The organism is Pseudomonas sp. R5-89-07, from assembly GCF_003851685.1.
In the GTDB taxonomy this organism is placed as follows: domain Bacteria; phylum Pseudomonadota; class Gammaproteobacteria; order Pseudomonadales; family Pseudomonadaceae; genus Aquipseudomonas.
Map to the genome: position 1 here is coordinate 1,585,770 of NZ_CP027727.1, position 23,029 is coordinate 1,608,798.

General features: G+C 61.2%; 25 protein-coding genes and 1 tRNA gene. 12 read left to right on the forward strand and 14 right to left on the reverse strand.

Translation table 11 applies throughout. The annotated features are described in order from the left end of the window. Positions 1 to 83 precede the first annotated feature (83 nt). Entirely contained in the window at positions 84 to 1,301 is a 1,218-nt protein-coding gene (locus tag C4J94_RS07220; protein ID WP_124385538.1) for an SAM-dependent methyltransferase, read from the forward strand. Positions 1,302 to 1,439: 138 nt separating this feature from the next. Here C4J94_RS07220 and C4J94_RS07225 read toward each other — a convergent pair whose 3' ends face one another. The 5 genes from C4J94_RS07225 to C4J94_RS07245 all read right to left on the reverse strand — a co-directional run bounded on the left by C4J94_RS07225 (position 1,440) and on the right by C4J94_RS07245 (position 7,484). Then, positions 1,440 to 3,998 carry a TonB-dependent receptor gene (locus C4J94_RS07225; protein ID WP_124385539.1) on the reverse strand — a complete coding sequence of 853 codons (2,559 nt, stop codon included), beginning with the start codon at positions 3,996 to 3,998 and terminating at the stop codon, positions 1,440 to 1,442. A 118-nt stretch (positions 3,999 to 4,116) separates the two neighbouring features. Next, positions 4,117 to 5,082 carry a FecR domain-containing protein gene (locus tag C4J94_RS07230; RefSeq protein WP_124385540.1) on the reverse strand — a complete coding sequence of 322 codons (966 nt, stop codon included), beginning with the start codon at positions 5,080 to 5,082 and terminating at the stop codon, positions 4,117 to 4,119. After that, positions 5,079 to 5,618: an RNA polymerase sigma factor gene (locus C4J94_RS07235; protein ID WP_124385541.1), complete on the reverse strand. Its 540-nt coding sequence runs from the start codon at positions 5,616 to 5,618 to the stop codon at positions 5,079 to 5,081. The genes C4J94_RS07230 and C4J94_RS07235 overlap by 4 nt, the downstream gene beginning before the upstream one ends. Positions 5,619 to 5,801: 183 nt before the next feature. Then, positions 5,802 to 6,674, reverse strand: coding sequence for a dihydrodipicolinate synthase family protein (locus tag C4J94_RS07240; protein WP_124385542.1), 873 nt, complete (start codon positions 6,672 to 6,674; stop codon positions 5,802 to 5,804). 27 nt (positions 6,675 to 6,701) lie between these two features. Beyond that, a complete protein-coding gene (locus tag C4J94_RS07245; protein ID WP_124385543.1) occupies positions 6,702 to 7,484 on the reverse strand; it encodes an aldolase in 783 nt (260 codons plus the stop codon). A gap of 106 nt (positions 7,485 to 7,590) precedes the next feature. Here C4J94_RS07245 and C4J94_RS07250 point away from each other — a divergent pair, with 106 nt between their 5' ends. Then, positions 7,591 to 8,118, forward strand: coding sequence for a helix-turn-helix domain-containing protein (locus C4J94_RS07250; protein ID WP_124385544.1), 528 nt, complete (start codon positions 7,591 to 7,593; stop codon positions 8,116 to 8,118). Between the two features lie 171 nt (positions 8,119 to 8,289). On the opposite strand, the gene C4J94_RS07255 is transcribed toward C4J94_RS07250, so the two are convergent. Further along, the gene (locus tag C4J94_RS07255; RefSeq protein ID WP_124385545.1) at positions 8,290 to 9,306 is read right to left on the reverse strand and encodes a DUF4917 family protein; all 1,017 of its coding nucleotides are present in this window, start codon (positions 9,304 to 9,306) and stop codon (positions 8,290 to 8,292) included. Positions 9,307 to 9,429: 123 nt separating this feature from the next. Between C4J94_RS07255 and yiaY the strand changes: the two genes are divergently transcribed. The 6 genes from yiaY to C4J94_RS07285 all read left to right on the forward strand — a co-directional run bounded on the left by yiaY (position 9,430) and on the right by C4J94_RS07285 (position 15,860). Continuing rightward, positions 9,430 to 10,578 carry an L-threonine dehydrogenase gene (gene yiaY / locus C4J94_RS07260; protein ID WP_124385546.1) on the forward strand — a complete coding sequence of 383 codons (1,149 nt, stop codon included), beginning with the start codon at positions 9,430 to 9,432 and terminating at the stop codon, positions 10,576 to 10,578. A gap of 89 nt (positions 10,579 to 10,667) precedes the next feature. After that, positions 10,668 to 11,342, forward strand: a complete 675-nt coding sequence (locus C4J94_RS07265; RefSeq protein ID WP_124385547.1) for an NAD(P)H-binding protein — start codon at positions 10,668 to 10,670, stop codon at positions 11,340 to 11,342. Further along, positions 11,342 to 12,250 carry a LysR family transcriptional regulator gene (locus tag C4J94_RS07270; RefSeq protein ID WP_124385548.1) on the forward strand — a complete coding sequence of 303 codons (909 nt, stop codon included), beginning with the start codon at positions 11,342 to 11,344 and terminating at the stop codon, positions 12,248 to 12,250. The genes C4J94_RS07265 and C4J94_RS07270 overlap by 1 nt, the downstream gene beginning before the upstream one ends. 88 nt (positions 12,251 to 12,338) lie before the next feature. Continuing rightward, positions 12,339 to 13,532: a CaiB/BaiF CoA-transferase family protein gene (locus tag C4J94_RS07275; RefSeq protein ID WP_124385549.1), complete on the forward strand. Its 1,194-nt coding sequence runs from the start codon at positions 12,339 to 12,341 to the stop codon at positions 13,530 to 13,532. Continuing rightward, the gene (locus C4J94_RS07280) at positions 13,529 to 14,470 is read left to right on the forward strand and encodes a hydroxymethylglutaryl-CoA lyase (protein WP_124385550.1); all 942 of its coding nucleotides are present in this window, start codon (positions 13,529 to 13,531) and stop codon (positions 14,468 to 14,470) included. Before C4J94_RS07275 ends, C4J94_RS07280 begins: the two co-directional genes overlap by 4 nt. Before the next feature lie 58 nt (positions 14,471 to 14,528). Beyond that, on the forward strand, positions 14,529 to 15,860 hold the full coding sequence (locus C4J94_RS07285; RefSeq protein WP_124385551.1) for an MFS transporter: 1,332 nt from the start codon (positions 14,529 to 14,531) through the stop codon (positions 15,858 to 15,860). Here the strand turns inward: C4J94_RS07285 and C4J94_RS07290 are convergent, their stop codons facing one another. Next, positions 15,861 to 16,349, reverse strand: a complete 489-nt coding sequence (locus tag C4J94_RS07290; RefSeq protein ID WP_124385552.1) for a DMT family transporter — start codon at positions 16,347 to 16,349, stop codon at positions 15,861 to 15,863. 68 nt (positions 16,350 to 16,417) lie between these two features. Between C4J94_RS07290 and C4J94_RS07295 the strand changes: the two genes are divergently transcribed. From C4J94_RS07295 to C4J94_RS07310, 4 genes are all read left to right on the forward strand, one after another. Further along, positions 16,418 to 17,344 (forward strand): LysR family transcriptional regulator, encoded by a 927-nt coding sequence (locus C4J94_RS07295; protein WP_124385553.1) that lies wholly within the window; start codon positions 16,418 to 16,420, stop codon positions 17,342 to 17,344. A gap of 10 nt (positions 17,345 to 17,354) precedes the next feature. Next, positions 17,355 to 17,765, forward strand: a complete 411-nt coding sequence (fos, locus tag C4J94_RS07300; RefSeq protein ID WP_124385554.1) for a fosfomycin resistance glutathione transferase — start codon at positions 17,355 to 17,357, stop codon at positions 17,763 to 17,765. Between the two features lie 53 nt (positions 17,766 to 17,818). Continuing rightward, a complete protein-coding gene (locus C4J94_RS07305) occupies positions 17,819 to 18,460 on the forward strand; it encodes a LysE family translocator (RefSeq protein ID WP_124385555.1) in 642 nt (213 codons plus the stop codon). Between the two features lie 120 nt (positions 18,461 to 18,580). Further along, the gene (locus tag C4J94_RS07310; RefSeq protein WP_124385556.1) at positions 18,581 to 19,108 is read left to right on the forward strand and encodes a DUF4142 domain-containing protein; all 528 of its coding nucleotides are present in this window, start codon (positions 18,581 to 18,583) and stop codon (positions 19,106 to 19,108) included. 53 nt (positions 19,109 to 19,161) lie between these two features. On the opposite strand, the gene C4J94_RS07315 is transcribed toward C4J94_RS07310, so the two are convergent. The 7 genes from C4J94_RS07315 to C4J94_RS07345 all read right to left on the reverse strand — a co-directional run bounded on the left by C4J94_RS07315 (position 19,162) and on the right by C4J94_RS07345 (position 22,982). After that, positions 19,162 to 19,584 carry a low affinity iron permease family protein gene (locus C4J94_RS07315; protein ID WP_124385557.1) on the reverse strand — a complete coding sequence of 141 codons (423 nt, stop codon included), beginning with the start codon at positions 19,582 to 19,584 and terminating at the stop codon, positions 19,162 to 19,164. 213 nt (positions 19,585 to 19,797) lie between these two features. Then, positions 19,798 to 20,298 carry a methylated-DNA--[protein]-cysteine S-methyltransferase gene (locus C4J94_RS07320; RefSeq protein WP_124385558.1) on the reverse strand — a complete coding sequence of 167 codons (501 nt, stop codon included), beginning with the start codon at positions 20,296 to 20,298 and terminating at the stop codon, positions 19,798 to 19,800. A gap of 86 nt (positions 20,299 to 20,384) precedes the next feature. Then, on the reverse strand, positions 20,385 to 20,708 hold the full coding sequence (locus tag C4J94_RS07325) for a hypothetical protein (RefSeq protein WP_124385559.1): 324 nt from the start codon (positions 20,706 to 20,708) through the stop codon (positions 20,385 to 20,387). 125 nt (positions 20,709 to 20,833) lie between these two features. Beyond that, complete coding sequence (locus tag C4J94_RS07330) at positions 20,834 to 21,139, reverse strand: DUF6482 family protein (RefSeq protein WP_124385560.1); 306 nt, start codon at positions 21,137 to 21,139, stop codon at positions 20,834 to 20,836. A gap of 21 nt (positions 21,140 to 21,160) precedes the next feature. Next, entirely contained in the window at positions 21,161 to 21,685 is a 525-nt protein-coding gene (locus C4J94_RS07335) for a DUF3833 domain-containing protein (protein ID WP_124385561.1), read from the reverse strand. Between the two features lie 204 nt (positions 21,686 to 21,889). Further along, a tRNA-Gly gene (locus tag C4J94_RS07340) sits at positions 21,890 to 21,963 on the reverse strand. Positions 21,964 to 22,097: 134 nt separating this feature from the next. Continuing rightward, positions 22,098 to 22,982 carry an alpha/beta fold hydrolase gene (locus tag C4J94_RS07345; protein WP_124385562.1) on the reverse strand — a complete coding sequence of 295 codons (885 nt, stop codon included), beginning with the start codon at positions 22,980 to 22,982 and terminating at the stop codon, positions 22,098 to 22,100. Positions 22,983 to 23,029 lie beyond the last annotated feature (47 nt).

A 23,029-nucleotide genomic window follows, 5' to 3' on the forward strand; every position in this document is an offset into this window, starting at 1 on the left:
GACCATTGGTCAAATAACTCCGTGCCCTGGCGGGTCATCCCTCCTAAAATGCCCGGCATTCTTTACCCGAGGCGTTTTAGCTCATGTCCGTCACCGCTCAACCGGCCCGCCCTGCGCCGGATCATCACGCCCAGTTCCTCGAACTGCTGAGCGCCAGCCTGGCGCAGAACGCCTTTATCAAGCTGGTGCTGGCCAAGTACGTGGGCGCGGAGGCCGAACTGCAGCGGCTGATCATCAAGCCGGTGACGGTCAAGGAGCAGCCGTGCCTGTCCTTCGTCTACCGCTACAAGACCCGCGACATCACCAAGAATTTCCCCCAGGCGGACGGTGTGGCGGCGGTTGCCGAACTGCTGCCGGCCTCGTTCAAGAACGCGCACTTATTGTCGCTGACGGACGAAGCCCAGCTGGAATACAGCAAAAAAAACAAAAGTTCGCTGTTCAAAAGCAAACCGCAGCAGTTGCGCGAGGCGCCGTCAGCCGAACATAACCGCGAGAAAAATCGCTTCCTCGACCTGAGCCGGCCGTTCCTTGCCGACCTGGGTGTGACCGATGCCAAGCAGGCGCTGATTCCGTCGATGTCGCGCAAGTGGAAACAGATCAACAAGTTCATCGAAGTGTTCAGCCATGCGCTGACGTCCTCGCCTTTGAAGCTCGACCAACCGGTGCGCGTCGCCGATTTCGGCTCGGGCAAGGGCTATCTCACGTTTGCGATCCACGACTACCTGCGCAACACGCTCAAGGCCGAGGGCGAAGTGACCGGTGTCGAGCTGCGCGATGACATGGTGACCCTGTGCAACGCCGCCGCTGCGCGCCTGGAGCATCCTGGGCTGGTGTTCAAGTGCGGCGACGTGCGCAGCGTCGCGCCGAGCGAGCTGGACGTGATGATCGCCCTGCATGCCTGCGACATCGCCACCGATTATGCGATTCACACCGGCATCCGTTCCGGCGCGTCGATCATCATGTGCTCGCCGTGCTGCCACAAACAGATTCGCCTGCAGATCCAGAGCCCGCTGTTGCTCAAGCCGATGCTGCAATACGGCCTGCACCTGGGCCAACAGGCAGAAATGGTCACCGACAGCCTGCGTGCCCTGTTTCTTGAAGCCTGTGGCTATGAGACCAAGGTGTTCGAGTTCATCTCGTTGGAGCACACCAACAAGAACAAGATGATCCTGGCGGTCAAACGCGCAGAGCCTTTGGAAAATACGCAGTTGCTGGCAAAGATCCAGGAACTCAAGGCGTTCTACCACATCACCGAACATTGCCTGGAAACCCTGCTGCGCGCCGATGGTTTCTTGAACTAGGCACGAGACCAATGTGGGAGGGGGCTTGCCCCCGATGGCGGTGGATCAGCCAATGAGTCTGTTGGCTGACACACTGCAATCGGGGGCAAGCCCCCTCCCACATTTAGACTCCACTTCGCTGAGAGACGGGTGTAGCAATCAGAAGAACCGCGTCACGCTGATCTTCGCATCGCGCCCCTTGGTGTAGGCACGGTCGCCACTCAACGCCGGGCGGAAGTTGTTGTTGAACAGGTTGTCCACGGTGAAGTTTACCTCGGTGCCTTTCAGGTACGCCTGCTGCGGTGCCCATTTGGCGAACAGTCCCTGGGTGTTGTAGCGCTTGTTGCCGTACTGGTCGTAGAACAGGTCGCCAACCCCCGACCCCGGCCCGCCGGAATATTTGTCGCTGGGCAGGCGGTCGGTGGCGCCGATGAATTGGCCCATCCAACCCACCTGGGCGTCCCAGGCCGGGATGTGAGTACCCAGCACCAGCACCCATTTGGTCGGCGGAATATCCCGCGCCGGCACGTCCGGGCCCCAGGGGTTGGTGTAGGCGCCTTCGTGCTGGCCTTTGGCATAGGCGAACGACACCGAACCGAACAGGTAGGTGGAGTTGTAGATCGACTCGATCTCGATGCCCTTGATGGTCAGGCCGCCGATATTGCGGTAGTTGGGCAGCGCTCCCGGCGGGCAGGCGGAGGCGATGGTGCCGCCGTTGATGGCCTGGTTCTGGCAGCCCACGCCGGTGGCCTTGAAGATTTCGTCTTCGACCTTGTTATGGAACAAGGTGGTGCGCAGTTGCAGGTTGTCATCCTGGGCGATGAGGTTGTCGAAGCGAGTGATGTTGCCCAGGGTAATCGAGGTGATGCGCTCCGGGTCGAGGTCGACACTGGTGGCGGTGCGGCTGCCGAGGCCTTGCACTTCGTATTGCTCGTCGATCACCGGCGCACGCCAGGTCTGGCTCCAGTTGGCGAACAGGCCGACGTTGGGCGTCACGGTCCAGAACAGCGCCAGGCGCGGCGACCAGCCGGTGTAGGTGCGGTCGCTGTAGTCGTGGCCAACGGCAGGGTCGGGGTTGTTGTAGTACGGCGCATCATTGCCTTCGCCCCGGTTACGCACATGGTCGTAGCGCAGCGACGGGGTGAGGGTCAGGTCGCCCAGGGTCACCGCGTCCTGGATAAAGAAACTGTTGGTGTCGACCTTGCCGTGGGGCATGAAGCCTGGCTGAAAGTGGCCGTAGTTATAGCGCGGCGTATTGTAGGTGCTGCCGGGCATAAACATCTCGGTTTCGCGCACGTGCTTGCGGACCTGCCCACCGACGGTCAGCGCATGCTGCAAGGGCCCGGTGTCGAACAGGCTGACGTTGCGTATATCCAGGTGCTTGTCGGTGTAAGCGGTGTCCATCTTGCGACCGCCGGTGGCCAGCTGGAAAAACGCGGTGGCATCACGCTCGTCGGTCTGTTCGGTGTTGGACTGGGAGTACTTGACGGTCAGGTCCACCAGCGGGTTGTCCAGCGGCTGGTATTGATACTTGCCCGACCAGGTGGTGTCGACGGTATCGCGGTGTGCCAGGAAGCGCTTGAGCGCACCTTCGTAACCGTAGCGGTCGATGTTGGCCTGCGTCGGCGGTGTCGGGTAGCTGGCGGCGGAAAAGGGCGTCCAGCGGTTGCTGTGGGAACGCGAATAGGACAGGCCGACATTGTGCTCATCGGTGAAGTGCGCATTGATCTTGAACAGCTTGCCGTCCACATCCTGGGCGCTGTTGGGCAGGCGCTGGGGATTGATCGGGTACTGGTTGTTCTCGTTGGGTAATTTGCCGGCCACCTTCATGTCGCCGCCGTCGCGTTGGGTCAGGTAGGCCAGGGCGTCGAAACGACCGTCGTCGGTGCGGCCATACACGGCACTGCTGTAGACCTGTTCGTGGTCGTTGCTCGAATAGCCGTACTTGAGCATGGCGCCGCTGTTGCGACCGTCCTTGAGCAAGTCCGGGGCATCCTTGGTGGTCATGTTCACCGTTCCGCCAAAGCCGCCATTGCCGGTGAAGGGTGAGTTGGGTCCTTTCTCCACCTCGATGCTCTTGATCAGCTCCGGCTCGATAAACACCGTGCCCTGCTGGTAGCGCTCAAAGCCGCTCTTGGTGGCGCCATCGACCGTCATCGGCACGTCTTCGGCGTCGCCGAAACCACGGATGTTGATGGTCTGGCCGCCGGGTTTCAGCGAGCCGCCCTGGCTGACGCCGGGCAGGGTCTGCAGCAGGCTGGGTATGTTGTTGGACTGGTAGCGGTCGATGTCGGCCTGGGTCAGGGTGGAGCGGTTGACGGTACTGGAGTCCACTTCGTTGCCGGTGCCGATCACGCTCAAGGTGTCGAGCTGGATCGCGCTGCTTTGCGTGGTCTTGCCGGCGTCCGCGCGCACCACATAAGTGCTGCCGACCTTGATCAGGGTGAACTCACCGTCCTTGAGCAAGGTACGAATCGCCACTTCTGCGCTGTAGTCGCCCTTGAGCGCCGGCGCCTGCACGTTCTTGAGCAGCGTTTCATCGAACAGCAGCTGGATTTTCGCCTGCTGCGCCACTTGGCTCAGGGAGGTGGCCAATGACTGGGCGGGCAATTGCAGCTTGAACGACTCGGCCTGGGCGCTGACGCTGAACGCCAGGCAGGTTGCAAGCAGGGTCGGTCGAACAAACAGGTGCGAAGCAGGGCAAGGCGCGCGAAACATGAGATCCCCCGGTGCGGCTAAACAGCCAAAAAGGTGTGCGTATCAAACACAGACGGGAGGAAGACGGCGCAGGCAGAGAAATCCACATATGCAAATGCAAAATATTCTCATGTGCAGATTACTTGCTCGATTCTATTCGCACGATGCCGTCGGCCGAGGTCACGGTTTTCACCGGCAATAGCGCGGGCAGGGCGTTGAGCAGGGCGTCCGGGTCATTCACGTCCAGGTTGCCCGATACCTTGAGTTGCGCCACGGCCTTGCTCACCTGCAACGGCGCCTGGGGGCGGTACAGGCTCAGCTCGTCGATCAGGCTGGCCAGCTCGCGATTGCGAAACGCCAAGTGCCCGCCACGCCAGTCGGCGACTTCTTCGGCGCTGAGGGTTTGTTGCTGCAACGTGCCTTTGGCGTACTGATAAATCGCGCGCTGCCTGGCGTCGAGCAGCGTCACCGGATGGGTTGCATCCGGCTCGAACGCCACTTGGCCATGGGCCACGCTGACCACCAGCTGCTGTTCGCTGCGGCGCACATCGAAGCCGGTGCCCACCACCCGCACATTCGCCTGCCCGGCTTGCACGTACAGCGGGCGTTCCTTGTCGGCGGCCACCTCGATGTACAGCTGGCCCTTGTCCAGGTGAAGGATGCGCTGGTGCGCGGTGAAGTCCACGCGGATGCGGGTATTGGCGTTCACATACAAGGTGCTGCCATCGGGCAGGTTGAGGGTACGCATGCCCTTGGCATGGGCGGCAACCTGGCTGTGATACAGCTCGCGGGGCGCACCGAGATGGGGGGCAAGCAGCGCGCAGAGCAAAGCGGCCGCTACCGCCAGGGCAGGGCGCCACACGGATGTGCGCCGAGGCAGCGGCACGGGTTTGTTCAGTTGCTGCAACTGGGCAAGATCAGCCCACAATTGCTCGAACTCGGCATAGGCGCGCGCGTGGGCCGGGTGGGCTTGCCAGGCGGCAAAGGCTTTGCGGTCGGCACGGCCCGTGTCGTTGCGGTTGCGTGCAAACCAGCTAGCGGCTTGGGCGTCGATGGAGTCGCTCGCTTCGCTATCCAGCGCATCGATGTCGCTCAGGCGGTTCATTGTGGCTGCTCCGTGCCGGGCTCAGGTTGAAGACGTCGCTTGCAATGCAACAGGGCGAAAGCGATGTGCTTTTCCACCATGCTCGTCGAAATACCCATGCGCGCGGCGATCTGTGCCTGGCTCAAGCCTTCGAAGCGATGCAGCATAAGGGCTTCTCGTCGGCGGGGCGAGAGTTCGGCGAGGACTTCTTTCAACTGTTCCAGGCGCTGGCTGCGCAGCGCGGCGGCCATCGGCTCGTTTTGCTCGTCGGTGACAGGTTCGGTGTGCGCCTCGGCCGAATCGAGGTGGGCGCTCTGGCGGACCTTCTGCTTACGCCAGTGATCGCGCAACAGGTTGCGCGCCATCTGAAACAGAAACGCCCGAGGCTGCTCGACCTTGGCCCGGTCGCGGTAGTCCAGCCATTGGGTAAACACATCCTGGGTCATGTCCGCCGCGTCACTGGCGTTGCCCGTGCGTTTGCGCAGGAAATACAGGATATTTGCATAAAACCCGCGACAGGCGTCGGCCGACAACGGGTCGGGCTTGGGACGAGACATGGATATCCTTCTTGACGAAGCACGGCTTGGAAAAGGTCGTGAATGATATCGAGAATTATTGTCATTTGTCTCTAGTTATGTGGGAGGTGACTTGCTCCCGATAGCGGTGAATCAGTCAATGGATTCTTCGGCTGTCTAACTGCAATCGGGGGCAAGCCCCCTCCTACATTTTTGATCTCAGTGTTATCGCAGCAATGCCTTCAGTTGCTCGGTCTCGGCTTCGCCCAGCGGGAATACCGGCAAGCGTGGATGACCCACGTCCAACCCGGTCAAGCGCAGACCTGCCTTGATCGTCGCCGGCAACCCACCCTTGAGGATGAATTGCAGCAAGGGCAACTGTCGATAAAACAGCGCTCGCGCCTGGTTCAAGTCATTGGCCTGCACGGCCTGATACAGGTCCAGGTTGAGTTGAGGGATCAAGTTCGGTGCTGCGGTGCACCAGCCTTTGGCACCGGCCGCGAATGCCTCCAGGGCCAGCGGGTTACAGCCGTTGTAGAACGGCACATCGCTCTCACGCTTCAACTGATGCATGCGCTGGATGTCCCCGGTGCTTTCTTTGACCAGGGTCACGTTCTCGACTTCTTTGAGAATGCGCAGGATCAGCTCGACCGACATGTCGGTACCGCTGGTGGCCGGGTTGTTGTAGAGCATGATCGGCACGCCGATGCTGTCGCCAATCGCCGCGTAGTGAGCGAGGATTTCCGCCTCGCTGAGCTTCCAGTACGAGGCGGGCAGCACCATCACCACATCGGCACCATGGTGTTCGGCGTAGCGGGCGCGGCGCACGGCCTTGGCGGTGGTCAGGTCGGACACGCTGACGATGGTCGGTACGCGTCTGGCAACCTTGTGCAGGCTGTAGGCGCTGACCTCGTCCCATTCGGCATCGCTCAGGTAAGCCCCTTCGCCGGTGCTGCCCAAGGGCGCGATGGCGTGAACGCCGCTGTCGATCAGACGGTCGATGGAACGCCCGAGGGCGTCGAGGTCAACGCGCTGGCCGTCGGCGCTGAACGGGGTGATGGTGTAGCCGATAATGCCGTGAAGGGTGGGCTTGGACATAAGGGTTCTCCGCTCGAAAAAAGGCGATCAGTTCAGGCAATCGGCGTGTTGGCGCAGGTTCTGCCGGGCGTAGTAATTGAAGGCGGCGCCGTGGCGCTTGGGCTTGGAAATCCAGGCGTGGGCTTCGCGCCCCAACTCCGGCAGGATCGGTTTGATCGTGCCGGCCGCCATTGCCAGCAGTTGCAGCTTGGCGGCGCGCTCGATCAACTGCGCGATCACGCAGGCTTCCTCGATGCTCGCCCCGGTGGACAATTGGCCGTGGTGCGAGAGCAGGATCGCGCGTTTGTCGCCCAGGGCGCTGGTGATGATTTCGCCTTCTTCGTTACCCACCGGCACACCCGGCCAGGTTTGCAGGAACGCGCAGTCTTCGTACAGTGGGCAGAGGTCCATGTGCGATACCAGCAGCGGCACTTCCAGCATCGACAATGCGGCGATGTGGGTTGGGTGCGTATGGATGATGCAGTTTACATCCGGCCGCCCACGGTACACCCAGGTGTGGAAACGATTGGCCGGGTTGGGAATGCCATGGCCTTCGAGTACCTCAAGGTCTTCGTTGACCAGTAACAGGTTGCTGGCGGTGATCTCATCGAAGCCCAGGCCCAGTTGCTGGGTGTAGTAGGTGCCCGGCGTCGGCCCGCGCGCGGTGATCTGCCCGGCCAGGCCGGAGTCGTGCCCGTGTTCGAAGAGAATGCGGCAAGTGAGTGCCAGCTTTTGCCGGTCGGTCCACGTATTATCTGCCAGGCTGTTTTGCAGCTGGATCAGTGCTTGCTTGACCAGTTGGTCTTTGGGAAGTGCTAATGTCTTGGCCATATGAGTGTCCTTTGGGTGAGAGCAAATGACACAATAGATGCTATATGACACTTTGTGTCATTGGCAAGCATGGCTTTCCGTTTTCTGCAGGGATTAATCGCAGCGCATGTCTATCCGCTTGAAATTATTGAGAAAAAAACTTGGCGTGACGCTGGAAGCCCTGGCGGAAAAATCCGGGATGACCAAGAGCTACCTGTCGAAAGTCGAACGTGGGCTCAATACCCCGTCGATCGCGGCTGCGCTGAAACTGGCCAAGGCGCTGAACGTGAACGTTGAAGAACTGTTCAGCGAAGACCGCGTCAGCCTCGACAGCTACAGCCTGGTACGCCGCCACGAACGCCCCGACACCTCGCCGGGTTACGCGGTGCTGGCCCATCAAGTCAGCGAGCGTAGCCTGTTGCCGTTCATCATCTACCCGCCGGCAGAGTTCACGGACAAGACCTTCAAGGAGCATCTGGGCGAGGAGTTCTTGTTCGTGCATGAAGGCCGGGTGGAGGTGGACTTCATGACCGAGCGAGTGATCCTGGAGCGTGGCGATGCGCTGCATTTCAACGCGCAGAAGCCCCACCGGATTCGCTCGGTGGGGGATGCGCAGGCGCAGTTGCTGGTGGTGGTGCACAGCGCAGAAGAATGACGCAGGCAGCAAGTCAGTCAAGGCTTTTTGTAGGAGCGAGCTTGCTCGCGAAGAACTCAGGGCCACCGCGTTTATCCAGAATGAACGCGTTGCCTGGACGTTTTTCGCGAGCAAGCTCGCTCCTACAGTGGGCTACTTTCGCTTAACTGAAGCCCCCCCCCACAGCTTCAATCAGCGCTCGACCGGTACCGACAGCGCCGGGTCGCCGAGTGCATGCGTGCGTGCTGCAAAGAACTTCAGGTCCATCCCGCTACCGTCGAACAACTCGCTATACCGGCGCTTTTGCTGACGAATAAACCCGTCACTGCGCCCCGACACGGAAATCGCCAGGGTGGTAATGCTGGCCTGGCGTATTGCGTCCACGAGGTGCTTGTCCTGCGGCCCCAGGTCATGACCGAAGATGCACAGGGCGCCCTGGTGGGTGAGCAACTGTTCATAACAGAACGACAGGTAATCCGAACTGCGGATGCTCTTGAGCTTCTCCTGCACCTTGCCTTCACTGACGAACAGCGGCACATCGTCCAGGGTCTTGATCGTGTTGTTGATCGCAAAGCTGCTGAGCAAGGTGCTGTCGGTGGACGGCAGTTTGCGCGCGCTGCCGTCGAGGTTGCGCACCAGGTGCAGGCCGCCGTGCAGGTACAGGATACGTGTGGCGTCGCTGCGGGTATCGCGCAGGTCGAAGCTGGCGTCGGGGCTGCGGAACAGGTCGTCGATACCGGGCGCATGCAGGGTCGCCCAGTAGTTGAGCAGGTCGTAGTTGCTGGTGAACACCGTGGCGTAGCGGGCCAGTTCAGTGTTGATAGTCGCCAGGGTCGAGGGCTGCACCAGGCGCCAGGGGATATGCACGGCGTGGATCGTGTTGATCAGCGCTTCCTTGATCGCGTAGTAGCGATTGCGCGGCGCCGCCGAGCTGACGGCCAGGGCCTTGTTGACGCGGCTGGTAGTTTTCAGTGCGCCCAGGGCCTGCTCGAAACTGCGGGTTTGCAGGGCATCGAACACGCTGAGTTCGGATGGGCTCAGTGGCTTTTCTTCCACCGTGCGGGCGTTTTCGAACAGCGAGTCGTAGGCAAAGTCTTCCCAGATCGCGCGGCTTGCGCCATTGCCGATCAGAATCCCGTTGAAGTCGATGGCGCTGCGCAGTGCGCTCCAGTCTTCAAGGTGGGCGTCACTATCCTGGAAATCCTTCATTGCGGCGGGTCTACTCGAAATCGGCTGGACGGTGACTTTATCACGAGCCGGTGTTGATCCTGATCAAGATGCGGCAAGTGGTAGCGGTGGATTCTGTGGCCATAACGCCCCTGAGGATCGACCATGAGCAGCACTTTCTTTATTCCCGCCGTCAACATCATGGGCATCGATTGCCTGGACGAAGCCATGATCGCCATCCGCAACTACGGCTTTCGCAAGGCGTTGATCGTGACGGACCAGGGCCTGTGCAAAGCCGGCGTGGCCAGCCTGATCGCCGAGAAGCTGGCGATGCAGGACATCGATTCGGTGGTCTACGATGGCGCCAGGCCCAACCCCACGGTGGACAACGTCGAGAAGGGCCTGGCGCTGCTGCAGCACAGCGCCTGCGATTTTGTGCTGTCCCTGGGCGGCGGCTCGCCCCATGACTGCGCCAAGGGGATTGCCCTGTGCGCCACCAATGGCGGGCGGATCGGCGACTATGAGGGCGTCGACCAATCGAGCAAGCCGCAACTGCCGCTGGTGGCCATTAACACCACCGCCGGCACGGCCAGCGAGATGACCCGTTTCTGCATCATCACCGACGAAACCCGCCACGTGAAAATGGCCATCGTCGACCGCAACGTCACGCCGCTGCTGTCGGTCAACGACCCGGCCCTGATGGTCGCAATGCCCAAGGGCCTTACCGCCGCCACCGGCATGGATGCCTTGACGCACGCCATCGAAGCCTACGTGTCCACCGCCGCCACACCGATCACCGACGCGTGCGCCATCAAGGCCATCGAACTGATCAGCGCCAATCTGCGCCTGGCCGTACGCGACGGCAGCGACCTCGCCGCGCGGGAAAACATGGCCTATGCGCAATTTCTCGCCGGCATGGCGTTCAACAACGCGTCGCTGGGCTTCGTGCATGCCATGGCGCATCAACTGGGTGGCTTGTACGACCTGCCCCATGGCGTGTGCAACGCGGTGTTGCTGCCCCACGTGCAGAGTTTCAATGCCAGTGTCAGCGCTAAGCGCTTGAGTGACGTGGCGCGCGCGTTGGGTGCCGATATCAAGGGGATTACCCCGGAAGAAGGCGCGCAGGCCGCGATCGTCGCGATTCGTGCACTGTCCCAGGACGTGGAAATCCCCGCCGGCCTGCGCGAACTCGGCGCCAAGTTGCAGGACATTCCCCTGCTGGCGAGCAATGCGCTGAAGGACGCGTGTGGCCTGACCAACCCACGGCGGGCGGATCAGCGTCAGATCGAGGAGATTTTTCGCAGCGCGTTTTGACAGGGGCAGCTTTGAGCCGCAAGCGTTAAGCTACACGCTGATTGCGTTCAACTGAGCATGATGCGTGCGGCTTGCCGCTGAGGTCCCCCATGAGAGTTCTATTATTCGGTGCCACCGGCATGGTCGGTCAGGGCGTGCTGCGCGAGTGCCTGTTGGCGCCCGATGTGCAGGAAGTGGTCGCGGTCGGTCGCACGGCGTTGACCCAGGAGCACGGCAAGCTGCACCAGGTGCTGCACGGCGACATGCTGGATTTCCAACCGCTGGAAAACCTGCTGCAAGGCTTTGATGCGTGCTTCTTCTGCCTGGGCGTTTCGTCGGCGGGAATGGATGAAACCCGGTACACCCATCTCACCTACGACCTGACGCTGGTCGCCGCCAGCACCCTGGCGCGGCTCAATCCGCAGATGACGTTCATTTATGTGTCCGGCGCGGGCACGGACAGTTCGGAAACGGGCAAGTCGATGTGGGCGCGGGTCAAGGGCAAGACCGAGAATGCCTTGCTGCGCTTGCCGTTCAAGGCGGTGTATGTGTTCCGGCCGGGCGTCATCCAGCCGTTGCACGGGGTACGTTCGAAGACGCCGCTGTATCAAGCGTTCTACAGCGTGCTCGGGCCGTTGCTCTCGTTTGTGCGTCGGATAAAACCGAGCTGGGTCGTCAGCACCGAGACTGTCGGCCGTGCGATGTTGCAGGCGGTGAGCCATGGCGCGCCGCGGCCCGTGGTGGAGCAGGCCGAGATCAATCGCTTGGCGGCTGAGCGTCGCTGATGCTGCACAAGAGTCTGGTGCGCCGCCTTGACCTGATCACCCTGCAACTGTTCGTCGCGGTGTTCGAAGAGGGCACCCTGACCCGTGCAGCAGCGCGTGAAGCGATTGCGGTGTCGGCGGCCAGCAAGCGCTTGATGGAGCTGGAACAGGTGCTCGGAGTCAGCCTGTTCGTGCGCCGCGCCAAGGGCATGGACCTGACGGCGGCTGGCGAAACCCTGCTGCACCATGCGCGGCAGATGCTGTTCAATGTCGAGAAAATGGGCCTTGAACTGGGTGAACACAGTCATGGCGTGCGCGGCTATGTGCGGATGCTGGCCAACCTCTCGGCAATCATTCAGTTCCTTCCCGAAGACTTGCGCGACTTTTGCGCGTTGCACCCGCAAGTCAAAACCGACCTTGAGGAGCGCCCCAGCAACGGTGTGGTGCAAGGCGTGCTGGACGGCGTGGCGGACCTGGGCATCTGCTCCAGTGATACCGACACCAAAGGCTTGCCCAGCGTGACCTATCGCCATGACAAACTGGTGGTGCTGATGCCCGCGGATCACCCGCTGGCGTCACGTGAGGCCGTGGCTTTCAGTGAGACCCTGGGCAGCGATTATGTAGGCCTGCACGCCGCCAGCTCGATCAATATGCGCACCCACGCCGCCGCACGGGAGGCCGGCCAGATGCTGCGCCTGCGTATCCATGTGCCGGGGTTCGACGCGATGTGCCGGATGGTCCAGGCGAACATGGGTATCGGCATCCTGCCGCAGAAAGCCTATGAACTGTTCGGCCATGCGCTGGGTTTGCATGCGGTGCCGCTGACGGATGCCTGGTCGAACCGCAGCCTGATCCTGGTGGTGCGCGATGAGGCGCAGTTGTCGCCAGTCAGCCGGTTACTGTTTGATCATTTGAGCGTTCGCGTTTAACGAACGCATCTTGCCAACAGACGGTTGGATTTTTCCTGCTTGAGTCCTCTAGCCTTGGTGCACATTCCAAGAACAAGAGGTACACCCGATGACGGCTCCCCTGAGCGGTATCAAGGTGATCGAGATTGGCACCCTGATTGCCGCGCCATTCGCGGCGCGAGTGATGGCCGAGTTTGGTGCCGAGGTGATCAAGATCGAAGCCATGGGGCAGGGCGATCCGCTTCGCAAATGGCGAAAGCTGCACGAAGGCACGTCGCTGTGGTGGTACCTGCAGTCGCGCAACAAGAAGTCCCTGGCCCTGGACCTCAAGTCGCCGGAAGGCTTGAGCCTGATCAAGCAATTGCTCGGCGACGCCGACGTGCTGATCGAAAACCTGCGCCCCGGTGGCCTGGAAAAACTTGGCCTGGGATGGGACGTGCTGCACGCCCTCAACCCCAAGCTGACCCTGGTGCGCATTTCCGGCTATGGCCAGACCGGCCCCTATCGCGACCGCCCGGGTTTCGGTGCGATTGGCGAGGCGATGGGCGGCATTCGCTACACCACCGGTAACCCGGATTCGCCACCGGCGCGGGTCGGCGTGAGCCTGGGGGATTCGCTCGCGTCGCTGCACGGGGTGATCGGGGCGCTGATGTCGCTGCTGCGGGTCAAGACTGGCCAGGGTGACGGGCAGATCGTCGACGTGTCCCTGGCTGAAAGCGTGTTCAACCTGATGGAAAGCCTGGTGCCCGAATACGACATGCTCGGCCATGTACGTGAGCGCAGCGGCGGGGCCTTGCCCGGTATCGCGCCGTCCAATACCTACCTGACCGCCGACGGCGCCTATGTGGTGATCGCCGGCAACAGCGACCCGATCTACAAACGCCTGATGACCACCATCGGCCGTGCCGACCTGGCCGAGGCGCCTGAGTTCGCCCACAACGATGGGCGTGCGGCAAAGAGTGGTTTGCTGGACGCAGCGATTACCCACTGGACCAGCAGCCTGCCCATCGAGCAAGTGCTCAGCGCCCTGGAGGCCGCCGAAGTGCCGGCCGGGCGTATCTATTCGGTGGCGGACATTGTCAGCGACCCGCACTACCAGGCACGCGATATGCTGCTCGATGCCGAGCTACCCGGCGGTGTGTCGGTGAAGATGCCCGGCATCGTGCCCAAGCTCTCGGAAACACCCGGCGCGGTGAACTGGCAAGGCCCGGCGCTGGGCCAGCATACCGATGATATTCTCGTCGGCCTGGGCCTGACCGGCGCCGATATCCAACGTCTGAAAACCTCGGGAGTTGTGCAATGATCACCGATTATTCCGACCCGTTGATCGTGCAGGAAGTCTCCCCGCGCGACGGCCTGCAGATCGAGCCGACCTGGGTCGACACCGCTGACAAGATCGCGCTGATCAACCAGCTTTCCCGCGCCGGTTTTTCACGCATCGAAGCCGGGTCGTTCGTCTCGCCCAAAGCCATACCGGCCCTGCGTGACGGCGAGCAGGTCTTTCAAGGCATCGAGCGCACGCCTGGGGTGATCTATGTGGCGCTGATCCCCAATCTCAAGGGCGCCCAACGGGCCATCGCGTCCCGCGCCGATGAGTTGAACCTGGTGATGTCCGCCAGCCAGACCCACAACCTGGCGAACATGCGCATGCGCTGCGAGGCGTCCCTGGCCGCCTTCGGCGATATCGCACGGTTTGCCGCCGACCACCCGGTGCGCCTCAACGCCAGCATCGCCACCACCTTTGGCTGCCCGTTCGAAGGCAAGATCGATGAAGACCGGGTGCTGCAGATTGTCGATGCTTATCGTGAGCTGGGCATCCAGGGCATCACCCTGGCGGACACCACGGGCATGGCCAACCCGCGGCAGGTCGAACGCTTGGTCAAGCGTGTGCTGGCGCGTATACCGGCCGGCGATCTGACCCTGCATTTCCATAACACCCGCGGCCTGGGCTTGTGCAATGTGCTGGCCGCCTACGAAGCCGGCGCCCGGCGTTTCGATGCGGCGCTCGGTGGCCTGGGCGGCTGCCCGTTCGCGCCGGGTGCGTCGGGCAATATCTGCACGGAAGACCTGGTCAACCTGTGCGAAGAGGTCGGCATTCACACCGGTATCGACCTGCCGCACTTGTTGCACATGTCCCGCCGCCTGCCCGCGCTGCTGGGCCATGCATTGCCCGGCCAGGTGGCCAAGGCCGGGCGCAACAGTGACCTGCATTCACCGCCTGAATACATCGCCGGTTTGTAAATCCGTACCAGACAACAAAAACAATCGGACGCCTGTGAGCAGTCCGCTGGAGAGACACATGGACACTAATACGTTAGAGGCCGGCGCGCGTCCGGCCGCCGAGATCGACGCGGAAAAAGCCCTGGTCAGCAAGGTCGCCTGGCGCCTGATGCCGCTGATCATGGTGTGCTACCTGTTCGCGTTTTTTGACCGCATCAACATCAGCTTCGCCAAGTTCCAGCTGCAGGCCGATCTGAGCCTGAGTGACACCGCCTACGGTCTGGGCGCCGGCTTGTTTGTGGTGGGCTACGTGATTTTTGAAGTGCCCAGCAACATGATGCTGTACAAGGTCGGCGCGCGGCGCTGGATCGCGCGGATCATGATGTCCTGGGGCCTGGCCACGGCGGCCATGGTGTTTGTCACCGCCGAATGGCAGTTCTATGGGTTGCGCTTCATTATCGGCGCGATGGAGGCCGGGTTTGCGCCGGGGGTGCTGTATTACCTGACGCTGTGGTTCCCGCAGCACTTCAGGGGGCGCATCACGTCATTGCTGTTCCTGGCGTCGGCGTTTGCCGGCCTGGTGGGCGCGCCGTTCTCCGGGCTGGTGCTGGAGCATCTCGACGGCGTGCTGCAGATGCGCGGCTGGCATTGGTTGTTCCTGCTCGGCGGCCTGCCATGCATCGGCCTGGGCCTTCTGGTGCTGACGTTGCTCAAGGACCGCATTGAAGACGCCCATTGGCTGACGGCGACAGAGAAGGCCTTGCTGTCGAGCCGGATCGCCAAACATGAGCCCAACCAGCACGGCGGTTCGCTGTGGTCGGCGATGCGCATTCCCGGTTTCCTGATGCTGGGCTTCATCTATTTTCTGATCCAGGTGGCATCCTACGGCCTGAACTTCTGGGCACCCCAGTTGATTCGCAGCGCCGGCACCCAGAGCCCGGTGATGATCGGCCTGCTCACGGCGATTCCCTACATATGCGGTGCGATCAGCATGGTGGTGATCGGACGCTTGTCGGACGCCACCGGTGAGCGCCGCAAGTTTGTCTGTGGGCTGGTGGTGCTCGGCGCGGTGGGATTCTTCTGCGCTGGCATCTTCGCCGACCACACCACCTTCCTGATCATTGCCTTGGGCATGCTCGGCGCGGGGATCATTGCGTCGATTCCGACCTTCTGGACGCTGCCACCCAAATTGCTGGCCGGTGCCGGCGCGGGGGCGGCGGGCGGGATTGCGGTGATCAATACTCTGGGCCAGTTCGGCGGTATCGTCAGCCCGCTGATGGTGGGGCGTATCAAGGACCTTACCGGCAGCACCACGCCGGCGCTGTATGTGATCGGCGTGTGCGCCTTGCTGGCGGCGGCGTTGCTGCTGTGGGGCTTGCCGCAAAAGCTGCGCACGCTGGATAAGGGCTGATCAGCCAGCCGGTGCCAGTGCACGGGCCGGCGCGGTACTGAACTGAATCAGTGCCACGCCGCCCATCAACAGCAACGCCCCCAGCACACGGGGCGTTGTCAGTGGGCGCTGCACCAGGCCGAACAGCCCGAAATGGTCGAGCAGCAGCGACGCCAGTATCTGCCCGGCCATGGCCAGGGCGATAAACCCGGATGCGCCCAGCTTGGGCAGTAGCACCAGGGCCAGCGAGATAAAGCACACGCCGAATGCGCCACCGGCCCACATCCACAGCGGTGCCTGGGTGATAAACGCCAGGCTCGGCAAGGGTAGGCGCAGTGCGATGATCACCGGCAGCAACACGATGATGCTCACCAACAGCGACGCCAGCGTCGCCCACAGCGGGTGGCCGAGCCCGCGACCCAGGTTGGCGTTGATCGCACTTTGAAACGGCACCACGGCCCCGGCGATTACCGCCAGCAGCAACAAGCCCAGCCAATGCAATGTGGTCATGTCGAATCTCCCAAAGGTTTTGCTGGACTCTAGGTTATTCGTCGCGCAAATTTAAATTCCAAGTTCTTATGCCGAGCATGCAGCTGATGAATGATCTCAGGCGCGTCGACCTGAGCCTGCTGGTGGTGCTCGACGCGTTGCTCAGCGAGCAACACGTCACCCGCGCTGCCGAACGGCTGCACCTGAGTCAACCGGCGGTCAGCCATGCGCTGGCACGCTTGCGTGACCTGCTGGGGGACCCGTTGCTGGTGCGCCAGGGCGGCTCACTGATACCGACTGCCCGCGCGCTGGAACTCGCCACGCCGTTGGCAGAGGCGCTGGCCCAGGTGCAGGACCTGCTGGCGCCGAACCGCTTTGACCCGGCTTCGGCCAAGCGTCGGTTTCGCGTGGCGATGTCGGACTACGGCGCGGCGATTTTCCTGCCAGGCTTGGTGCGCCTGTTGCGTCGCGAAGCGCCGGGCATCGACTTGCAGGTCATCCAGGCCAGCCGCGAAGGCATGGTCGACGGCGTGCTCAATGGCGACCTGGACCTGGCCGCCGGGGTTTTCCCTGACCTGCCTGGCGAACTGCGCACCACGCCATTATTCGAAGAGCATTACACCTGCGTGGTCGACCGCGACAGCCTGCCGGCCACGGGCGTACTGGACCTGCCGACCTACTTGTCACGCCCCCATGTCCTGCTGGAAATGCGCGGCAGCGGCACGCCGGAAATCGAGCGTGCGCTGGCCGCGATTCGTGAGCGGCGGCATGTGGCCGTCAGCCTGCCGCACTGGGGGGTGGCGCCGCAGTTGATTCAGGGCACGGACTTGATCCTGACCGTCTCGTCCCGAGGCCTGCTGAATATCGATCACGCTCATCTGATTGCCGTGCCGCCGCCGTTTCATATTCCATCGTTTGCGTTTGAGCTGGCCTGGCATGCGCGACGCGGTGGCGATGCAGGGTTGCAGTGGTTGAGTGGGCGGGTGCAAGGTGTGCTGTCTGGTCATGAACCCTAGGAAAAACACGATGCTCTCAGGCCTCAACCACCTGACCCTGGCGGTCACCGATCTGCAGCGCAGCATCCGTTTCTACCATGGGCTGTTGCAGCTTCGGCTCGAGGCCACCTGGGATAACGGCGCCTACCTGTCGCTGCCTGGGCTGTGGTTATGTTTATCCCACGACCCGTTGCGTCACCCGGCCCCTGTGGCCGATTACACGCACTATGCGTGGAGCGTCGAGGCGCATGATTTCGCCAGGGTAGTCGAACGCTTGCACGATGCCGGCGTGGACGAATGGCGCGACAACCGCAGTGAAGGCGCCTCGTTCTATTTTCTCGACCCCGATGGCCATAAGCTCGAACTTCATGTGGGCGACCTGGCCTCGCGGCTGCAGGCCTGTCGCGCCAAGCCTTATGCCGGCATGAGGTTTTACCCTTAGCCTGGAAAGGTGCAGAATCGCTGCACCTTTGAACTGCTATCAGAGCCACGCCCATGACTCCCTCCTTGTTGCTCGCGGTCCTTGCGTCCGGGTTTATCTACGGTATTACCCCCGGTCCCGGTGTGCTGGCGGTGTTTGGCATTGGCGCCGCCCGAGGCCGTCGTGCCGGGGCGGGTTTCCTGGCTGGGCATTTGCTCGGCGACGTGGTGTGGTGCAGCACCGCGCTGATTGCGATTGTGGGGGCGCGGGAAGTTGGCAGCAGCGCGTTTGATGTGTTGGGCGTGCTCAGCGGCCTGTATCTGTTCTGGCTCGGCTGGCGCGCGATTCGCACTCAGCGCCGCAGCAGTGATGCGCCCGAGGGGGCGGCGCGGCATCCGTTCTGGCACGGCATTGTGTTCGGCCTGACCAATCCCAAGGCGTACCCGGTGGCGGTGGCGACATTCACGGCATTGCTCTCCAGCCGTGCCGAATTGCTGACGTGGTCGATGCTGCCGGCGCTGATTGTCCTTAGCTTTATCGGCGGCCTGCTGGCTTACGCGATCCTGATCGGCGTGGTCGGCGCCCAACGTGTGCGCACGCTGTATCAGCGTCACGAAATACTCATCACCAAACTGTGCGGCGTGATGTTTATCGGGTTTGCCATCAATGCTCTGGCGCATGCGTTGCCGGGCTTGTTTGCCAGCAAGCCTGCCTGAGTCGAGCAAGACCGTTCGTCGCACTGGAAAGTTTTTTCTAAACCTTTGCCCCGCGCAAAATTCGAATCCAGGACGGGGTGCAATTGCCTCGCACTCATTTTTGCCCTGGAGGAACCTATCATGAGCCGCATGGCTATCCGGTTACGCACCGCCAGTTTCGCGATGCTGCTGGGCCTCGGCGCCAGCAATGCTTTCGCCCAGTCGCCTGCCGAATTCATCGAGCAGGCTTCGGCCAAAGGCATGGCCGATATCGAAACCAGTCGCATGGCCCACGCCAAGACCTCGTCCCAGGAAATCAAGGATTACACCATTGAGGTGATCAACGAGCGCACCCTGGCCAACCAGCATCTGGCGGCTATCGCGAAAAAACTCGACTTGCCGGTGGCCCCGCGCGAGAAGATCGTCGACAAGGCCGAAACCCTGATGCCCGAACTCAAGGACGGTGACTCCTTCGACGCCGCCTATACCGCGCAGCAGGTCAAGGAAAGTGAAGACGCTATCGCCCTGTTCAAGCAGGAAGGGGCCGCATCGGACGTTCCAGAGATAAAAGCGCTGGTGGATGAAACGCTGCCCAAGCTGGAGGAGCGCCTGCAAAAAGCCCGCGCCCTGGCATCGACGTACGGCAAGGGGCACCAAGGCGACGGTTGAAGCTGTCACCTGACCTGAAAACGGCGGTTGGATCCTCTCCAACCGCCGTTTTTTCATGCCTGGTTCAAATCGGTTTTGTGCTGCGCAGCGTCGGCGGCGGGGCCGCTACTGCTGTGGGGGTTCAAGCTGCCGGCTTTGCCGATATCGCGATATTCCTGGCGCAGTTTTTCAAGCTCTTTACGGTCCAGGCCGTCCAGGCTCAACACGGCGTTCTGCGCATCCTTGGACACACGCAACAGCTCGTCGATCTTGATGTGCAGGATGTCATTGTCGCGGTTCTGGGTGTTCTGGATCAGAAACACCATCAGGAAGGTGATGATGGTGGTCGAGGTGTTGATGATCAGTTGCCAGGTGTCGTTGTAATGAAAGTACGGCCCGCTCAGGCTCCACGCCAGAATCAACGCCACCGCTGTGTAGAACGTCCGGGGGCTGCCGGCCCAGCGCGATAGGGTTTGGGAGATTGCGGAGAATTTCATGACCGTTTTCCTCGTAAAGGGTGATGAGAATTCTGACCGCAGGCACTCGCTGAAATTTCTTTTTACAACTTTGCGGTTGGGCAACGTATGCGTTTTTCCGTCTGGGCTTCAGGAACGGGCCTACGGCGCCGCGCAATTTCGAGCGCAAGACTGGGTTTTCAACGGTTATTCGACGGTGCCTCTTTTATTCGCGGGCCTGTTCCAACCCCAGGATCAAAAGGCCAGTTTTGCCTGGCCGCGATCTTCCAGCGTCAACAAGTACTGCTTGGCCTCAAGCCCACCGGCAAACCCCGTCAGCGCTCCCGAAGCCCCCACTACGCGGTGACAGGGTGCAATGATCGAGATGGGGTTACGCCCATTTGCCGCCCCTACGGCGCGCACGGCGTTTGGGTTGCCGATCTGCTGCGCTATCTGGCTGTAGCTGCGGGTTTCGCCAAACGGAATGGTCAGCAAAGCCTGCCAGACTTGCTTCTGAAAATCAGTGCCGTAGAAATCCAGTTCCAACTCGAAACGGTTGCGCGTGCCAGCGAAATACTCCGCCAGTTGGCGCTCTGTTTCCATGAGCACCGGGCTGTCGTTGGCTTCGTGCAAGTCACCCAGGCGCACTCGATTGTCGCGTTCTGTTTCCCATAGCACGGCGCCGAGCTTGCCATTGCGTGCTACCAGGGTGAGTCGGCCGACGGGGGAGGGCATGAGTTTGTAGGCGTATGGCATGGGCTTGATCCTTGAGGCTGTACGGTGCAACTATCCCCTGACTAAGTCGTAGGATAAACCGGTTTCTTGCGGTCGAATTTGCGACGCTAAAAACGCCAGTGAATCCAATTGCCAGACCCATAGGCCACCGCGACATAGAAGATCAACCAGATGATCGAGGGGACCGACATTGCCACCCACGCGCCGAGATTGAACAGGGCCAGCATGATAGCGCTGAAGGCTACCCCTCGGCTGGTGTGTCGCATAGAGTACCAGGCGCCGTAGACAGAACCCACGAGGGTCGCTGCTACTGCCATGGAACCCAGTCCGAACGGGATCGGGGTCAGTGGCAGCAACAATGGGATGATCAGCACAAGCCCCACGACTTTTCTCACCGCTTGCCTTGAATTTTCCTGCTCAGGGGAAGACATCCTGTAGGTCCTGCTGCTGACTGAAGTTGCTGCATTCTCTTGGTCTGGACGGCCCTTTTCTATAGGACGCTGCTTAAAAATCACTATCGCGGAGACTCGGCAAACGGGTCCGACATAAATGTAGCTTAGAGCGCCGCGTTCAACGAAAACGGAATGCGCAACCCACCAATCGGCCCTTCGCGTACCCCGCACATTTCATCGTGCACGCTGTGTTGCACCAGCACGCAGGGACACGCGGGCAACCCCTGCAGCAGGTCGCGCAAGTGGGTGGTAGAGCGGATGCGCAGCGGCTGCTGATCATCGCCCAGCAGCGTCTTCTCGACACCCTCCAGCCGGACCCGCGCCAGGTAGAAGCCGCCCTCCAGCGATAACAACTGCAGTTCGAGAATTTCGCCTTTCACAGCCAGTTCGCTCAGCCTATGCACGTTCATGATGGAGCCTCACTCAGGGATTCATTGGCGCCGAAAGAACAGGGTGACCTGACCCCATTCCACGCCGAATTTGGACATGCTCGAACGGTTGATCAAGGTGTCTTCGTCCATCAGGTACATCCAGTCGTCAAAGCTGACTTCGTAAACCGAACCGTCCACTGGCAGATTGAGCCGGTAGCGCCAACGCAAGGTGTTACCGGCCACTTCGCCAATGGCTTCGCCCACCACATCGCCGGCGCGCCCACGCCAGCGGTGCGGGCCATCGGGTGTGAGCGTCCATACCCGACGCTGGCGCGTGCCGTCGCTGTACAGGAAGCGTTCATCGAGAATCAGGTTATTGCCCTCGCGCCGGCTGGCAATGTCCACTTCAAAGCGCTTGGCCACTTCGCCGGAACGCTTTTCGAATATCCCCCAGGCCTTGACCGGTTTGCTGAAGAAGCGCTCCAGGTCCAGTTTCGGTTGCTGGTCGGCGTAGTGCTCGACGCCGACCCCCGTGCAACTGCACAGGCTCAGCATCAACAACAGTGAAGCCAGAAGACGTGGCATGGCCATGCTCCTCTATCGCGTCAGGCGTGGTGTCTGCGCTCACACATCAATACTTGTACATAATTTAATATTTGTACAGGTTTGCTGCGGGGCGCCGAAAAGCGTTGTCGGCCCCTGAATGCCAGGCATAAAAAAACCGGCCACAAGGACCGGTTCTTTATGCGCTCCGTGTCAGCCATGGCATGACAGGAAAGCCAGTATGAGTGGAGCGGGTAGAGGGAATCGAACCCTCAACTAAAGCTTGGGAAGCTTTCGTTTTGCCACTAAACTATACCCGCTCAAAGCGGCTGACTTTGTACCAGATGTTCACCTGGATTTGAAGTTTTTCTTCGAAAAAATCGCAAGTTGCGCTCGCATCGCTTGTCGATAAGCGGCACCACTGCAGGAACCCGCTCCTGCAGTGGGCTTCATTTCAGACTGCAAATGCATGTTGCGTCTGACCTGATTGATACCGTAACCGGCTCACCGCCCGCTGCCCTTTCAAAAAGCCTACCACCGCCTCCCGGCTGTCCCGGCATGCCGCTTTATGCTCCATATCCAGGAAATGCCCCGTCGCTTGAACCGTGCTGAAGCTGCTGTTGGTTATATGTTGCCCAAACAGCCTGGCATCCTCGGCACTGGTGTACTCATCCCATTCGCCATTCAGGAACAGTACCGGAATGTCGATCTGCCTGGCTGCATTGAGGTAGCACAGCCGGTCGCTGTTGAGCACTTGGCTGATGTGGAAGTGCATTTGCCCGTATTCATGTTCGGCCAGGCTGCTTACGTGCTTGTAGTTGAAGCGCTTGAACAGCGACGGCAGATGTTTGCCGATGGTGTTGTTGACCAGATGGCCGACGCGGTCGCGGTCCAGGTTACCCAGATAATCGACGCCGCGCTCAAGGTAGTCGCGCATGGGGGCGTTGATCACTGGAGAAAACGAGCTGATCACGGCCTTTTCAACGCGTTGCGGGCGTTGGGCGAGGGCGAAGAGGGTGGCGGCACCGCCCCACGAGAACGAGAGTACGTGTTCGGCGGCAAAGCGGTCGATAAGCTCCAGTAGGATCTGGCCTTCAGTTTCCTTGGTCAGCATCCGCTCGTGGCGGTTGTGGATTTTGGAACGGCCGGCGTAGGGCTGGTCGTACAGCACCACATTGAATTGCGGGTACAGGCTTTTCACGGTTTGGGCGAACGAGGCCGTGGTGGCCATCGAGCCGTTGACCAGAATGATGGTCTTTTCAGCTGCATCCGCGCGATAGAACTCCGTGTAAACCCGGTACTGACCCTGTATATCCAACACAGCGATTTCTGGCCTCATGTCGTAAGACTCCTGGCAAGCGGGTAGGGCGCGCAAACAACTTTGCA